The 15,377-nt window shown below is 63.4% G+C and carries 15 protein-coding genes; 10 read left to right on the top strand and 5 right to left on the bottom strand.

The features are described 5' to 3' along the window. Window positions 1–80: 80 nt before the first annotated feature. Window positions 81–968 carry a LysR family transcriptional regulator gene (locus tag AZSP09_RS06825; RefSeq protein WP_152089556.1) on the top strand — a complete coding sequence of 296 codons (888 nt, stop codon included), beginning with the start codon at window positions 81–83 and terminating at the stop codon, window positions 966–968. A 45-nt stretch (window positions 969–1,013) separates the two neighbouring features. Here AZSP09_RS06825 and AZSP09_RS06820 read toward each other — a convergent pair whose 3' ends face one another. From AZSP09_RS06820 to AZSP09_RS06810, 3 genes are read right to left on the bottom strand one after another with little or no spacing between them, the layout of a single operon-like run. Continuing rightward, a complete protein-coding gene (locus AZSP09_RS06820) occupies window positions 1,014–1,385 on the bottom strand; it encodes a DUF1304 domain-containing protein (RefSeq protein WP_152089555.1) in 372 nt (123 codons plus the stop codon). Between the two features lie 36 nt (window positions 1,386–1,421). Beyond that, window positions 1,422–2,327, bottom strand: a complete 906-nt coding sequence (locus AZSP09_RS06815) for a GIDE domain-containing protein (protein ID WP_014236967.1) — start codon at window positions 2,325–2,327, stop codon at window positions 1,422–1,424. Beyond that, window positions 2,324–2,896, bottom strand: coding sequence for a LemA family protein (locus AZSP09_RS06810; RefSeq protein ID WP_014236968.1), 573 nt, complete (start codon window positions 2,894–2,896; stop codon window positions 2,324–2,326). Before AZSP09_RS06810 ends, AZSP09_RS06815 begins: the two co-directional genes overlap by 4 nt. 105 nt (window positions 2,897–3,001) lie before the next feature. Here AZSP09_RS06810 and AZSP09_RS06805 point away from each other — a divergent pair, with 105 nt between their 5' ends. Both AZSP09_RS06805 and AZSP09_RS20565 read left to right on the top strand, forming a co-directional pair. After that, a complete protein-coding gene (locus AZSP09_RS06805; protein ID WP_232058865.1) occupies window positions 3,002–4,222 on the top strand; it encodes an MFS transporter in 1,221 nt (406 codons plus the stop codon). A gap of 1 nt (window position 4,223) precedes the next feature. Then, on the top strand, window positions 4,224–4,358 hold the full coding sequence (locus AZSP09_RS20565) for a hypothetical protein (protein ID WP_014236970.1): 135 nt from the start codon (window positions 4,224–4,226) through the stop codon (window positions 4,356–4,358). On the opposite strand, the gene AZSP09_RS06800 is transcribed toward AZSP09_RS20565, so the two are convergent. Then, window positions 4,346–5,254 (bottom strand): HDOD domain-containing protein, encoded by a 909-nt coding sequence (locus tag AZSP09_RS06800; protein WP_152089553.1) that lies wholly within the window; start codon window positions 5,252–5,254, stop codon window positions 4,346–4,348. The two genes, AZSP09_RS20565 and AZSP09_RS06800, sit on opposite strands and share 13 nt — an antisense overlap. A gap of 192 nt (window positions 5,255–5,446) precedes the next feature. Between AZSP09_RS06800 and rlmB the strand changes: the two genes are divergently transcribed. The 7 genes from rlmB (at window position 5,447) to AZSP09_RS06765 (ending at window position 13,595) form a co-directional block, all read left to right on the top strand. Continuing rightward, window positions 5,447–6,208, top strand: a complete 762-nt coding sequence (gene rlmB, locus AZSP09_RS06795; RefSeq protein ID WP_014236972.1) for a 23S rRNA (guanosine(2251)-2'-O)-methyltransferase RlmB — start codon at window positions 5,447–5,449, stop codon at window positions 6,206–6,208. Window positions 6,209–6,285: 77 nt separating this feature from the next. Then, window positions 6,286–6,852, top strand: a complete 567-nt coding sequence (locus AZSP09_RS06790; RefSeq protein WP_014236973.1) for a hypothetical protein — start codon at window positions 6,286–6,288, stop codon at window positions 6,850–6,852. Window positions 6,853–7,227: 375 nt separating this feature from the next. Continuing rightward, window positions 7,228–7,797: an alkyl hydroperoxide reductase subunit C gene (gene ahpC / locus AZSP09_RS06785; protein ID WP_014236974.1), complete on the top strand. Its 570-nt coding sequence runs from the start codon at window positions 7,228–7,230 to the stop codon at window positions 7,795–7,797. A 184-nt stretch (window positions 7,798–7,981) separates the two neighbouring features. Next, entirely contained in the window at window positions 7,982–9,544 is a 1,563-nt protein-coding gene (ahpF, locus tag AZSP09_RS06780; RefSeq protein WP_152089552.1) for an alkyl hydroperoxide reductase subunit F, read from the top strand. A gap of 681 nt (window positions 9,545–10,225) precedes the next feature. Further along, window positions 10,226–11,239, top strand: coding sequence for an IS110 family transposase (locus tag AZSP09_RS06775; RefSeq protein WP_152089232.1), 1,014 nt, complete (start codon window positions 10,226–10,228; stop codon window positions 11,237–11,239). A gap of 301 nt (window positions 11,240–11,540) precedes the next feature. Beyond that, window positions 11,541–12,068: a hypothetical protein gene (locus AZSP09_RS06770; RefSeq protein WP_152089551.1), complete on the top strand. Its 528-nt coding sequence runs from the start codon at window positions 11,541–11,543 to the stop codon at window positions 12,066–12,068. A gap of 108 nt (window positions 12,069–12,176) precedes the next feature. Beyond that, window positions 12,177–13,595: a hypothetical protein gene (locus tag AZSP09_RS06765; RefSeq protein ID WP_197739068.1), complete on the top strand. Its 1,419-nt coding sequence runs from the start codon at window positions 12,177–12,179 to the stop codon at window positions 13,593–13,595. Window positions 13,596–14,177: 582 nt separating this feature from the next. Here AZSP09_RS06765 and AZSP09_RS06760 read toward each other — a convergent pair. Next, entirely contained in the window at window positions 14,178–15,374 is a 1,197-nt protein-coding gene (locus AZSP09_RS06760; RefSeq protein ID WP_152089550.1) for an amino acid aminotransferase, read from the bottom strand. Window positions 15,375–15,377 lie beyond the last annotated feature (3 nt).

Below are 15,377 nucleotides of genomic sequence, written 5' to 3'. Positions count from 1 at the left end.
GGTTAGCCTCTCTTCCGTGGTTTATAGTTAAGCCATATTCACAACATTGATGAACAAAAGTTATCAATGAGAGGCGCCCCATGAACACCGCTTCCGAACTGGAATTCTTCGTCCTTCTGGCCCGCCAGGGCAGCCTGGCCGCCGCCGCCCGGGAACTCCACCTCACCGCCCCGGCCCTGAGCAAGCGGCTGGCCCAGCTGGAAGCCCGCCTCGGCGTGCGGCTGGTGCAGCGCACCACCCGGCGCATGAGTCTGACCGCCGAAGGGGAGGTGTTCCTGGCCCGGGCCAGGACCATCCTGGAAGACATAAGAGAGCTGGAGAACGAGGTGGCCGGCAGCAAGGCGGCACCCCGGGGGCGGCTGCGCATCAACGCCACCCTGGGCTTCGGGCGCAGCCACATCGCCCCCCTGGTGAGCGAGTTCGTGCGCCAGCACCCGGCGGTGGAAGTGCAGCTGCAACTCACCGACCGGCCCCTCAACCTGGCGGAGCAGGGCTTCGACCTGGGCCTGCGCTTCGGCGAGCCGCCGGACGCCCGCCTGGCGGCGCGCAAGATCCTCTCCAACCGCCGCTTCGTCTGCGCCTCGCCCCGCTACCTGGAGGCCCACGGCGAGCCCTTGACGCCGGAAGAACTGGTCCGCCACGCCTGCATCATCCACCGCCAGAACGACGAGGATTACCACCTGTGGCGCTTCGCCAAGGGCAAGGACAGCGTGGCGGTGAAGGTGCGGGGTGGCCTCTCCAGCAACGACGGCGACGTGGTGCAGCAATGGGCCCTGGAAGGCCAGGGCCTGGTGGTGCGCTCCGAGTGGGATGCCGCCAAATACCTGGAGAGCGGCCGCCTGCGGGCGGTGCTGGCCGAGTGGTCCTTGCCGCCGGCGGACCTCTACGCCATCTATCCGCCCCGCCTCAATCTCTCGGCCCGGCTGCGGGCCTTCCTGGATTTCCTGGCGGCCCGCTTCAATCCCTGATGGCCACCCGGCCTGGTGCGCCGGCCCTGGCCGGGCGCGGGCGGCTTACAGTGCCGCCAGCAGATTGAGCCCCAGGGCCAGGGCCCCGGGCAGGGCCTGGACGAAGAGGATGCGGCGGCTGGCGGTGGCGGCGCCGAAGATGCCGGCTACCACCACGCAACCGAGGAAGAAGCAGCGGATGGAGAAACTAGCCTCGCCCGGCAGCAGCCCCCACAGCAGGCCGGCGGCCAGGAAGCCGTTGTAGAGGCCCTGGTTGGCGGCCAGGACCCGGGTGGCGGCGGCGAACTCCGGTGTCAGGCCGAAGGCCTTGCGGCCCTTCGGGGTGTTCCAGCAGAACATTTCCAGCACCAGGATGTAGGCGTGGAGCAGGGCCACCAGCAGGGTGGCGACGGTGGCAGCGGTGCTGAGGACGGTCATGTTGTCTCCTTGGGGGATGGGCGGTGCCCGGTTTTTTTATAGTTGTTGCCAGACCCAGGGCAGGGCGCCCAGGGCGGCGAAAAAGACGGCCAGGTGGAAGAGAGCCCACAAGCCGTAGCGCCGGGCCAGCTTTTCCGGCGCCAGATTGGCAATGAGGTAGAGCCGGCCGCCATCGGGGCGGCCCATGAGGTGGATGTCGGGAACGGCCCGGGCCTGGCGGTGCAGCTGCGCCACCTCGCGCCGGGCGGCCTGGCGGGCCAGGCGCCATTCCTCCATGTCCAGCTCGCCGTCGCCGTTTAGGTCGAAGCGCCGGTGCAGTTCCTCCGGGTTGCGCTTCCACTCGGCCAGCACCTGCTTCAGGTCCTCCGCCGGGTCCAGCAGCGCGTCGCCGCCGCCCCGGGTATGGAAGCCGCCCAGGACATAGATGTCGTCGCCGTCCCGCAGGGTCCATTCGGTATGGCGGTAGTCGCCCTCGCTCCACTGCTGCTTGTGCCGGGTGTGGATTTCGGCACCGGCCGGGTCCACGGCGCAGAGGCCGCTGCCGTCGTCGAGGACGAAGGAGGCCTCGCTTTCGTCCCGGTTGATGACCTTCCACTGGTTTTCCGAATCCTTCTGCTCCGTGGTGTTGCGATACCACAGGCAGCGGCCGCCGCTGAGGGGCGAGACCAGGGGCAGACCGGCCATGGGGCGGCCGTTGCCCTGCAGTTCGACGTAGCCCTGGGCGGCGGAAGCGATGCGGGAGGTGGGGGTGTCGGCGATGGCCCGGCGCCGCTTCAGGGCGCCGCTCCAGGCCCACAGGCTGAGCAGGGCCATCAGCCCGAGGCAGACGCTCCAGCCCAGGGGCGATTCGGTCTGGGCCCCGATCACCAGCAGGGCCAGCTGGGCGCCCGAGGTGATCCACTGGCCCGTCTGCCAGTGGAGCTTGAAGTGGCGGGGGATCAACTGAAGAGCTGCTTGATGTCCACGTCCGCCTTTTCGGCGGCGGCAAATTCCAGCAGGGGCTGGGGATCGAAGCGGAAGAGGCGGGCGATGATGGCGTCGGGGAACTGGTCCACCCGCACGTTGTTGATATTCACCGCCTCGTTGTACAGCTCGCGGCGGTCGGCGATGGAATTTTCCAGGGCGGTGATGCGCTGCTGCAGCTGCATGAAGTGCTCGTTGGCCTTGAGTTCGGGATAGGCCTCGGCGACGGCGAAGAGCCGGCCAAGACCCAGGCGCAGCGCGCCTTCCGCCTCGCCCAGGGCGCCCACGTCCTGGGCCTGACGGGCGCTCTGCACCTGGCTGCGGGCCTCGATCACCCGTTGCAGGGTGCTCTGTTCGAATTCCTTGTACTGCTTGCACACCTCCACCAGCTTGGGCAGTTCGTCGTGGCGCTGCTTGAGCAGCACGTCGATATTGGCCCAGGCCTTGGCGACGCCGTGCTTGAGACCCACCAGTCCGTTGTAGAGGGTGATGCCGTAGATCAGGGCCACCACCACCAGGCCGAGGAAAATCATGCCGCCTACGCTCATTGTCAGCGCTCCCTGTTGATTGACGTGGGAATAATACCGGCTTTGAACTGTGCCGTCCCCGGCCTGCCTATAATGGCGGACCCCATGCTGCAGAGAACAAACAACATGTCCCCATCGAGCCCGTCCGCCTGGCGCACGCCGACCCTGATCCTGGTCTGCGGCTGCATCATCCTCACCCTCTCCATGGGCATCCGCCATACCGGCGGCCTCTTCCTGCAGCCCATGACCGGCGCCCTGGGCTGGAACCGGGAAGTCTTCTCCTTCGCCTTCGCCATCCAGAACCTGGTGTGGGGCCTGGGCTCGCCCTTCGCCGGCGCCTTCGCCGACCGCTACGGGGCCGGCCGCGTGATCGCCGCCTCGGCCCTGCTCTATGTCGTGGGCCTCGCCCTGATGGCCGTTTCCAGCACCGGCCTGGCTCTCGACCTGTCCGCCGGGGTGCTGGTGGGCCTGGGGCTGTCGGGCACCACCTTCGCCGTCATCATGGGTGTCATCGGCCGCCACACGACGCCGGAAAAGCGCAGCCTGGCCTTGGGCATCGCCAGCGCCGGCGGCTCCTTCGGCCAGTTCGCCGTGCTGCCCATCGGCCAGGCCCTGATCAGCAGCTTCGGCTGGCAGGCCGCCCTGTTCCTCCTGGCCTGCGGCGTCGGCCTCATCGCGCCCCTGGCCTATGCCATGGCCGACGGCCACAAGCATGCGAGCGGCGCCGGCCAGTCCGCCGGGGCCGCCCTGGTGGAGGCGGGCGGGCAGAGGAGTTTCCACTACCTGTTCTGGAGCTACTTCGTGTGCGGCTTCCAGACCGCCTTCATCATGCTGCACCTGCCGTCCTTCGCCGTGGATTCGGGCTTCTCCGCCAACGTCGGCATGACCGGCATCGCCCTTATCGGCCTCTTCAACATCTTCGGCTCCTTCCTCTTCGGCTGGGCCGGCGGCAAGGGCAGCAAGAAGAACTTGCTGATGCTGATCTACGGCGCCCGGGTGGTGGTCATCGGCGCCTTCATGCTGGCCCCCCTGTCGGTGGCCAGCATCTGGATCTTCTCCGCCTGCATGGGCCTGCTGTGGCTGGCCACGGTGCCCCTCACCAACGGTCTCATCGCCCAGGTCTTCGGCCTGCGCTTCATGTCCATGCTGGCCGGCATCGTCTTCCTCGGCCACCAGCTGGGCAGCTTCCTCGGTGCCTGGCTGGGGGGCATGATCTTCGACAAGACCGGCTCCTACGACCTGGCCTGGCTGCTCTCCATCGGTCTTTCGGTGATCGCCGCCATCCTCTGCTGGCCCATCGACGAGCGGCCCGTGCAGCGGGCCGAGCCGAAGCCGGCGGGGGCCTGAGATGGCCCGCCACTGGCGCTGGTTTTTCTGGGGAGTGGGGGCGGCCCTGGCGGCCGCCCTGCTGGTGCTGATCTTTCTCGGTTACCAGGCGCCGGAACTGCTGCTGGACCTGGCCAACCTGCGCTACTGCGGCTGAGCCGGGGGCTCGGTTGGGTCGGCGGTCCCGGCGTCGGCCTCGTCGCTGAGGCCCAGTTCCGCCGCCTCCATTTCCGGCGGGATGGGGGCGCCGGCTTTCTTCATCACCGTATACACATGGACGTGCAGGAATTCGGCGATGTCCCGGTAGTCGTCGGGCAGGGCCGCGTCGTCCCAGCCGTTGGCGGAATGGCGGGCCAGATTGACGGCCAGCAGGACATTGCGCACCCGGGGGGCGCTGGCCTGTTCCTCGTCGGTGAGCTTGAGCATCAGCTCGGGCAGGTTCCAGGCCCGGCACAGGGCCTGCTGCATTTCGGCGAAGTGGGCGCCGAGTACGGTTTCCTGGGCGGTGACGGAGCGCAGGGCGCGGTCCGACTTCTGCAGTGCCTTGATCTGCAGGGCCAGCTTGGGGGCGCAGCACCACAGCAGCAACTCGGGCAGTTCGTGGAGCAGGGTGGCCACCACGATTTCTTCCATGTTCAGGTCGTGCCGCCACAGGGCCCAGTCGTAGGCGTACTGGGCGGCCCGCTGGGCGCGCCGGACCACGTTGATGAGGCCGAGCAGGGCCTGGGGCTGCTCCTTCAGGGTGTCTTCCACCATGGGCAGGTTTTCGAACTTCTTGAAGAAGGGTTCGATGCCCAAAAGGACCACGGCCTGGTCGATGGTGGTGACGTCGTTGCGCAGGCGGGAGCCGCGCAGGGGCTGGATGTAGGCCAGCATGCGCACGGTCATCATGGGGTCCTGCAGGATGATGCTGGCGATCTCCCGGCCGCTGATGCTGTCCATGCGTTCCCGCGCCTCTTCCAGGCGCCGCACGGTGTGCCGCAAGACGGGCAGTTCCTGTTCGGAGAAGAACAGGACCCAGGAATCCAGGCTGGGAAGGGCGTGATCGAGCATGATGGGCCGTAGTTAAAAAATCGCTGTAATAAAAGCCTTCAACTGACTGATTTAACGGCATCAGTTCAGCCGACTTGAATACTAGCCGGGGCCTATGGGGCGGGCAAGGCATTTCTCTTGCCGGCGCCGGGCTGGGGCCGGCCCGGGCCTTGGTCTACAATGGCGGCCCGAACCGTTTCCGATTGCCTCCCCATGTCCCAGGCCGCTCCCGAAAAGAATCACCCCACCCGCCTCATCCACGGCTTCCATGCCGTCATCGCCAAGCTGCGCCACAATCCGGATGCGGTGAAGGAGGTGTACCTGGACCAGAGCCGCAAGGACGCCCGGGCCAAGGACCTGCTGCGTCATGCGGAGGCCCAGGGCATCCGCGTCATTCCCGCCGACGCCAAGCGCCTCGACGGCCTGGCCCCGGGCCAGCGGCACCAGGGCGTGGTGGCCAAGGTGGACGCCAACGAGCGCCAGGTGACCCTGGACGACGTGCTCGACACCCTGGAGGAGCCGCCCCTGTTGCTGATCCTGGATGGGGTCACCGATCCCCACAATCTGGGGGCCTGCCTGCGGGTGGCCGATGCGGTGGGCGCCCATGCGGTGATCGCTCCCAAGGACCGTTCCGTGGGCCTCACCAACACCGTGCTGAAGGTGGCCAGCGGCGCCGCCGAGACCGTGCCCTACATCACCGTCACCAACCTGGCCCGCACCCTGCGCGAACTGAAGGAGCGGGACATCTGGATCATCGGCACCGCCGACCAGGCCGACGGCGACCTGTACACCGCCGAGTGGCCCAAGGGCACCGCCTGGGTCCTGGGGGCCGAGGGCGAGGGCATGCGCCGCCTGACCCGGGAGACCTGCGACCAGCTGGTGCGCATACCCATGTTCGGCAGCGTCGAGAGCCTCAACGTCTCCGTCGCCTCCGGCGTCTGCCTCTACGAAGCCCGCCGCCGCCTGCAGCCCTAAGCGCCCCGGGGCCCGCCGCCCCGGCTGGCATCCGTCTTGCAATAAGCCTTCGCAAAACCATATGCGGAGGCTTTTTCATGTTCGTGAGCGCCACGTCGCTCGCCTTTCCCCAGGCAGCCTATCAGGCCCAGGCACGGGCCGGCAGTGCCCCGGAAGCCGCGCCAAAACAGGTGCTTCCAGCCGTTGCGGCCAGTCTGACCGAAGCGGTGGACGGCCAGCAGGTCGATGCCGCGCGGCAGTGGCTGTCCGCCGAGGTGGCGGATTTTGCCGCCGAGGTCGGCAAGAAATTCCGCGAAGAGGGGCTTCGCACCTCGCCGGAACCCATGCTGGCCGTCGCTTCCGATGGGCATGTGACGGTGGTCAACAACACTCCGGACCGTCAGCAGATCGAGCGCCTGTTCGCCGCCAATGCCGAACTGACCCAGCGCTTCACCGCCATCGCCGCCACGGCCGAGACCGTGCAGGCTGCCGACGATCAGCAGGCCTTCGTGGACCAGTACCAGGCCCTGGCCGGCGACGCCAAGGCCCAGAAAGCCCTGGTCAGCCAGGAGGCGGCCCGCAGCGGCAACCTCCGTTTCCATCTCGTTCTCACTCCCCACGGCCCGGAATATTTTTTCCCCGGGGTCTTGCGCGCCTCGGCCTGAATGTGCCCTCCGCCGCCCCTGCCGCTTTTCGTGGCAGGGTAAGGCAATCCCAGTAACGGCGGGCCCTGGCGGCTACTGCCCCCAGCTCTCCCACAGGGTTATCCACAGGAAATGTGGATGACTTTCCCCGCTGCCGCGGAACATCTGCCGGCCTTTCGCTGTCCCTTCTCCCTTGAGCCCAGGTTTCATCCGCTCCCATGTCGGCGTTTGCTGCCGGTCGGGCCCCCGTGCCGGAAGCTGTTTCATTTGTTGATAGTTATTGACTATCTTAAATATGAAGACAATCAATTAGAGTAATTTCTCCGGGATCTTTACTATTCACCCATCGCCTCACCCAACCCCAACTTTGTTTCACTCAACTCAGGAGATAAAACGATGAGCACTTCCTTGATCAACACCGTCATCCAGCCCTTCAACGTCAATGCCTTCCACAACGGCAAGTTCATCACCGTTTCCGACACCGACCTGAAGGGCAAGTGGTCCGTCCTGATTTTCATGCCTGCCGCCTTCACCTTCAACTGCCCCACCGAAATCGAAGACGCTGCCGACAACTACGCCGAATTCCAGAAGGCCGGTGCCGAGGTGTACATCGTCACCACCGACACCCACTTCTCCCACAAGGTGTGGCACGAAACCTCCCCCGCCGTGGGCAAGGCCAAGTTCCCCCTGATCGGTGACCCCACCCACCAGCTGACCAACGCCTTCGGCGTGCATATCCCCGAAGAAGGCCTGGCCCTGCGCGGTACTTTCATCATCAACCCGGACGGCGTGATCAAGACCCTGGAAATCCATTCCAACGAAATCGCTCGCGACGTTTCCGAAACCCTGCGCAAGCTGAAGGCCGCCCAATACACCGCCGCCAACCCCGGCCAGGTGTGCCCCGCCAAGTGGAAGGAAGGCGCCAAGACCCTGGCTCCCTCCATCGACCTGGTCGGCAAGATCTAAGACCTTCTTCCTTCCGCAGCGCGGTGCCCGGCCAGCCGGGCCCGCCGCGGCGGATTGCAGCGCAAAGGCGCCCGCCGGGTGTGCTCCCGCACATCCATCCCCATGCGGGCGCCTTTCCATTGCATGCCGCACCGTATTTCATCCGTTTCCGTACAGCATCGCTTCGATTTAGGGAGATAAGACCATGCTCGACAGCAGCATCAAGACCCAGCTCAAGGCTTACCTTGAAAAACTCGTCCAGCCCATCGAACTGGTGGCCTCCCTGGACGATTCCGCCACCGCCCAGGAAATGCGCAGCCTGCTGGCCGACATCGCCGAACTGTCCGACAAGGTGAGCCTGCGCGAAGACGGCCAGGCCGCCCGCCGTCCCTCCTTCGGCATCGCCCGGGCCGGCCAGAACCCCCGCATCCACTTCGCCGGCATCCCCATGGGCCACGAATTCACCTCCCTGGTGCTGGCCCTGCTGCAGAGCGGCGGTCACCCGCCCAAGGTGGAGGCCGAGGTGGTCGAGCAGATCAAGGGCCTGGACGGCAAGTTCAGCTTCGAGACCTTCATCTCCCTCTCCTGCCACAACTGCCCGGACGTGGTGCAGGCCCTCAACACCATGGCCGTGCTCAACCCCAATGTGGAAGCGGTGATGATCGACGGCGGCGTCTTCCAGCAGGAAGTGGAAGAGTGCCAGATCATGGGCGTCCCCGCCATCTACCTCAATGGCCAGGCCTTCGGTTCCGGCCGCATGGAACTGGGCGAGATCCTGGCCAAGGTGGATACGGGCGCCGCTGCCCGGGACGCAGCCAAGCTCTCCGACAAGGAAGTGTTCGACGTGCTTGTGGTGGGCGGTGGCCCGGCCGGCGCCGCCGCCGCCATCTACGCCGCCCGCAAGGGCATCCGCACCGGCGTGGTGGCCGAGCGCTTCGGCGGCCAGGTGCTGGACACCCTGGGCATCGAGAACTTCATTTCCGTCAAGGAAACCGAAGGCCCCAAGCTGGCCATGGCCCTGGAGCAGCACGTGCGCGAATACGAGGTGGACATCATGAACCTGCAGCGCGCCGCCGCCCTCAAGCCCGCCGCCAACGGTCAGCCCGCCGAGGTGACCCTGGCCAACGGCGCCGTGTTGAAGAGCAAGACCGTGATCCTCTCTACCGGCGCCCGCTGGCGTGAAATGAACGTGCCTGGCGAAGCCGAGTACCGCACCAAGGGCGTGGCCTATTGCCCCCACTGCGACGGCCCCCTGTTCAAGGGCAAGCGCGTCGCCGTGATCGGCGGCGGCAACTCCGGCGTCGAGGCAGCTATCGACCTGGCCGGCATCGTCGCCCACGTCACCCTGCTGGAATTCGGCAAGGAAATGCGGGCCGACGCCGTGCTACAGAAGAAGCTCCTCAGCCTGCCCAACGTCACGGTGATTACCGAAGCCCAGACCACGGAAGTGACCGGCGACGGCCAGAAGGTGAACGGCCTCAAGTACAAGGACCGGGTCAGCGGCGAGGAAAAGACCGTCGCCCTGGAAGGCATCTTCGTGCAGATCGGCCTGCTGCCCAACACCGATTGGCTCAAGGGCACCGTCGAACTCTCCGAGCGGGGCGAGATCGTCATCAACGCCAAGGGCGAGACCTCCGCCGAAGGCGTCTTCGCCGCCGGCGACTGCACCACCGTGCCCTACAAGCAGATCATCATCGCCATGGGCGAGGGCGCCAAGGCCAGCCTCTCGGCCTTCGACCACCTGATCCGCAGCTCGGCCCCGGCCTGAGTTATTCCTGTTTCTCCTGTAGCAAGCCAGCAAGAAGCCCGTCCCGGAGGTTCCGGGGCGGTTTTTTTGTTTTGGGGTGTTGTTGGTTTGTCTTGAGGGGGAGTCTTCGGGCGTGGTTTGGTGATTTTGCGGCTGTGTTCCGCGCCTGACGCGCGGGTTACTTATTCTTGTCTCGCCAAGAATAAGTAACCAACAAGAAGGCGACCCTCACCCCCGGCCCTGCGGGCTTCCCTGCGCTGCTCAGTCGAGAGGGGCGGCTGCGGAACTCGGTCCTGCGGGCCTCAGACAGTCCTCGCCGAAAGCCCCCCCGCCCGCCTTGCGCTGCTCGGCGGGGGGGGAAGGGGAAGGAAAACCGGTGGCGTAGCGAAGGTGGTCGCGCCGGTTGGGCCTGGGGGGGGGTGAGATATGCGATTTGCAACTTTTGGTTGCGGTGTGGGTGTGCCGACGGTAACTTTGAGGCTGTCCGGTTTCACGGACTTTTAGTGAGGCCAGTAAACGGAAGGTTCGCTGAATCCGTTGCGGGACAATCGATTCGGCTGTCCGGTTTTCCAGGATATTGGACAGCCCCATTTTTATTGGACACTTTTGTCGTCTACTAATGAAATGGACTCCCCCACCCGCCCAGCGGGACACTGAAGGCATTGCAGCCAAAGTGCTGTGAGCTCGTGAAGGAGGTGTGCCATGAAGGTTGCTCGCGTTGGTCTGGATATCGCCAAGACAGTTTTCCAGGTCCATGGCGTGGATATGCAGGGCAAGACAGTGCTCAAGAAGACGCTTTCCCGCGGAGAAGTTCTCGCCTTTTTTGCCAATACGCCGGCCAGCCTGATTGGCATCGAGGCCTGTGCGGGGGCCCATTACTGGGCGCGTGAATTGATCAAACAGGGCCACGATGCCCGTCTGATGGCCGCCCAGTTCGTATCTCCCTACCGCAAGAGTGGCAAGAACGACGCCAACGATGCCGAAGCAATCTGTGAAGCCGTAGGTCGGCCGAACATGCGCTTTGTACCGGTCAAGTCGGAAGAGGCCCAAGCGGTGCTCGCCGTCCATCGGGTTCGAGCCCTGACTGTCTCTGAGCGAACCGCGCTGGTCAATCAAGTGCGTGGGCTATTGGGTGAATTCGGGATTGTGATCGGACAAGGTATCGCCCAGGCACGGCGACTGCTGGGCGAGATTGGCGCCGGTGGTCGTCAACTGCCACCCCTGGCCCGGGAAACCATTGGCGACCTGCACGACCGCCTACGCACACTCGACGAAAGAATTCTGGCTTACGATCGCAAGATATCGGCCTTGGCCAAGGCTTGCGAACCGGCGCGTCGGCTGATGGCCATTGAGGGCGTGGGCCCGGTGACTGCGACCGCGCTGGTCGCCAGCGTCGGCAATGCCAGCACCTTCAAGAGTGGCCGACAGTTTGCCGCCTGGCTGGGGCTGACGCCCCGGCAAAATTCCAGCGGCGGCAAGACGAAACTCGGTTCCATCAGCAAACGGGGCGATGTCACCCTGCGCACCTTGCTGATACACGGTACCCGCTCGGTATTGCGACTGACGACAGGCAGAACGGATCGAAAGAGCGTCTGGGCAGAAGCCCTCAAAGAGCGCAGTTGTACGAACGTGGCCGCGGTTGCACTGGCTGCCAAAAATGCACGTATCATTTGGGCAATGCTATCCCGTGGTACTGAATACCAGGTGGCAAGCTAAGGCTTGCTTTGATCCACCGATTGATCAGAACGATTCCCGCCTGAAGATTGCGAGCGAAATGAGTTGATGGGACAACGGTGCAGACCGACGTGGAACCAGCCTGATAACGTGTTTGGCCGCATCCAGGCCGCTCTACTAATGAGGCTTCCACGGAGCGAATGTCATCAGGGCCGATACCGACGGGTATCAAAGTAGGCCGGATAGATTCCTGCAGGCTGTTACCAAAGAACCAACCACTTGTTTCTTACTTGCAAATCGGGGGAGTCCATAGATACTAGTTAGCCCTCAGGAGATATGCACAGTGTTTGGTCTCTTCAAGAAAAAACAACCTCCGCCTGAACCACCTAGACAGTTCCCTCCTGTTCCAGACTGGAAGCCAGAGGTAACACAACCGCTTGAGCGCATCATTGAACGCTTTCGTTTCTATACCAATGGCTCACGTGACTTTGCGGTTTTCGGCCATGGCACGGTTGCTATCCTCCCAAATGGCCTTAGCGACGTTGCGGCCGAAGGACACGCAAAGCAGGCGCTTCACAACGTCTTTCATGCTCACCCTGACATGAACCCGCTAAACATGAAGGACGGAAATATCCTCGTTCAGTACAACCATGATGTCGCGAGTCTCGTACTTTCCGACATTGCTGAAGAACACTGGAGCGAAATTGACAAACAGCACCAACGGGCGCTCGCCACGTCGGAGGTCTTAATCACGCCACTCGGTCAAAACGCCTTTGACGACTTCGGAAAAAAGACACTCTTTGGGCGGTGCTACATGTTTATGGATGCTCAATCACCTGTAGTCGTCCACATAGAGCGCCATGAGGGCTAACACCGCGGTCAAGGCCGCTCCCTTCGGTCGCTGGACGCCGCGCGATAAAGCGCCGCGCAGCGCCCCTTACCTACAACGTTATGCGTCATCAACCTAGGCTTCATCAACATGGCTAAGAAGATTCTGACCGTTGGCCTTGAATTGGCATCTGACGACGTTGCTCATGAGGAGTTCACTTCAAGGGCCTCTTTGCTTGACTGGGATATCGTCATATTTAAGCCACTTATCGGCGAATTCATCACATACGATGACCAATATAAAGGTAGGCCAAGTCTAAGCGACAGTCGCTCGTTCCAACTAAAGGAAGCCTGCGAGCATTGGCGCCGTGAGATCAAGCAAGCCGTCGAGTCGGGGAAAACGGTGATCGTCTTTCTCACGGCAGTTCAAGAGGTGTACATCGACACTGGCGACCGTCAGTATTCGGGTACCGGAAGAAATCGCGCCACTACGCGGATAGTGACGCCATACAACAACTATCACAGCATTCCGGCCGATTTAGGCCCAACAAACACATGTGGCACCGCAGTTCGGCTAGCGTCGAAGGGCGCTGAGGTTCTTGCTCCGTATTGGTCAGAGTTTGCTGGCGAGTCCGAATACAACGTGCTATTGACGAACAGGAACTATCCGGCGTGTCTGATAACAAAGAATGGCGAAAAAACTGTCGGCGTCTTACTCCGTAGCAAGAGCTCAAGCGGCACGCTTGCATGCTTGCCGAACGTCGAGTTTTATCGGGCTGAGTTTCTCGACGAGAAAGGAGAGAACTGGACAGATGAAGCCGTCCAGTTTTCCGCTCGATTTATCAGCGCAGCTATCGCTTTAGATGCCGCACTCCACAGCGCAGGTGAAGTTACCCCGCAACCTGCATGGGCTTCGGACCCAAAGTATTCCCTAGCTGCGGAGCGTAGTCTTCGCGTTGATCTACTTGAAGCCGAATCTCAACTGGAATTGGCCCAACGAAACAAGGAAGACATCATCGAGAAGCTCCAGTCTGTCGGCCTATTGCGCGACCTTCTGTATGAAAAGGGTAAGCCTCTTGAAAACGCAATCATTGACGCGCTGCGCCTATTAGGCTTCAACGCGCAGCCATATAAAGAGGGAAGCTCAGAGTTTGATGTTGTCTTTGAATCCGTGGAAGGCCGCCTAATTGGCGAAGCCGAAGGAAAGGATAGCAAAGCGATCAACGTGGATAAGCTACGACAGCTAGCTATGAACATCCACGAGGATCTACAGCGTGATGAAGTAACAACGCCTGCAAAGGGCGTGCTATTTGGGAACGGCTATAGGCTTATGCCTCCAGCGGAGCGCGACATCGGGTTCACGGAGAAGTGTGTAACAGCGGCCCAATCATCATCTACTGCTCTGGTCGCAACTCAAGACCTATTTCGCGCAGCGCGCTATTTGGCTGACCAAGAGGATGCCTCTTATGCGGCAGAGTGTCGAAAGGCAATACTCAACTCCAATGGTCTTGCGTCGTTTCCCGAAGCTCCCTTCGCTGGAAATGAAGCGGTTTCAGAGGTGGGGCAATGACGCATAACCCTGCGTTCGAGGCAACCTGCACGAAAAGCCGCGCAGGCGCCTCAACTCCACGTTGAACATCTGCTTTTCTCTGGTAATTACCGCGTTGGATTGATAGCTGAATTCGGAGAGCGCCAATCTTGGCCCTGTGCGGCGCCGAGCAACGGAGCTTGTGGCGGGAAAAGGGCGAGCACTGTTTGAGGGCCTTTAGGCCCGAGTTGCGCAGCCCCCGCCGGAAGCGAGTAGCGCAGGGAACCCCGCGGCACGCGGGGCGCCAAACCGGGCTCGCCTTCTTGTTGGTTACTTATTCTTGGCGAGACAAGAATAAGTAACCCGCGCGTCAGGCGCGGAACACAGCGGTAACTAAACCCACCACGTCTGAAGATTCAGACACCCCTTGCGCCTGAAGACTCAGGCATCCCGCCTTCGAGGAATCACACCCGGCTTCGCCTCGAGAAACAGTCCGCCATACCCAGGCAGACAATCACAACCACCCACCCCGCCACACCCCAATAAAGACGGCCCTCCCGGCAATGGCATCGCCGGGAGGGCCGTCCCTTTTGCTTCTCCCGGCAGATCGCCGGGGAAATCCCGTCAGCCTTGCAGCACCGCCGCCATGGCTTCGGCCACGTAGGCCACGTTGCCGGTGTTGAGGCCGGCCACGCACATGCGGCCGGAGCGCACCAGGTACACGCCGAACTCTTCCCGCAGGCGGTCCACCTGGGCGGGGGAGAGGCCGGTGTAGCTGAACATGCCGCGCTGCTTGGTGAAGTAGGAGAAGTCCTTGCCCGGCACCCGGGCGGTCAGCACTTCATACAGTTTCTGGCGCATGGCCTGGATGCGGGTGCGCATCTCGGTCACTTCCTTGACCCATTCGGCGTGGAGGGCGGCATCGTTCATAACGATGGTGGTCACCAGTTCGCCGTGGATGGGGGGGCTGGAGTAGTTGCGGCGCACGGTGAACTTGAGCTGGCCCAGGACCCGGCCGGCTTCTTCCGCGTCCTTGCACACCACGGAGAGGCCGCCGACCCGTTCGCCGTAGAAGGAGAGGTTCTTGGAGAAGGAGTTGCTGACCAGGAAGGGCAGGCCGGAATCGGTCAGGGCGCGGATGGCGTAGGCGTCTTCATCGAGGCCGTCGCCGAAGCCCTGGTAGGCGATGTCGAGGAAGGGGATCAGCTTGCGCTCGGCGACGATGGCGATCACCTGCTGCCATTGCTCCCGGGAGAGGTCCACGCCGGTGGGGTTGTGGCAGCAGGGGTGCAGCAGGACGATGCTCTGCTCGGGCAGGCCCTTGAGGCAGGCGACCATGCCGGCGAAGTCCACGCCGCCGGTGTTGGCGTCGTAGTAGGGATAGTCGTGCACGGCGATGCCGGCGCCTTCGAAGATGGAGCGGTGGTTGTCCCAGGTGGGGTTGCTGACCCAGGCTTCGCTCTTGGGGAAGTAGCGCTTGAGCAGGTCGGCGCCCACCTTCAGGGCGCCGGAGCCGCCCAGGGTCTGGATGGTGGCGACGCGGCCGGCCTTGAGGGCGGCGCTGTCGGCACCGAAGAGCAGCTTCTGCACCACGGCCCGGTAGTCGGCGGCGCCTTCCATGGGCAGGTAGGAGCGGGGCGCGGGGGCGGCGGCGATGGCGGCCTCGGCCTGGCGCACGGAGCCGAGCAGGGGGATGCGGCCCTGTTCGTCGTAATAGAGGCCGATGCCCAGATTGACCTTGGTGGTCCGGGGGTCCTTGTGGAAGGTTTCGACCAGGGTGAGGATGGGGTCGCCCGCGTAGGCATCGACGTGTTCGAACATGGT

It is taken from the genome of Azospira sp. I09, from assembly GCF_009177135.1.
GTDB classification, from domain to species: Bacteria; Pseudomonadota; Gammaproteobacteria; order Burkholderiales; family Rhodocyclaceae; genus Azospira; species Azospira oryzae.
Note: the sequence above shows the minus strand (reverse complement) of the source record. Positions and strands in the feature narration are given on the sequence as shown.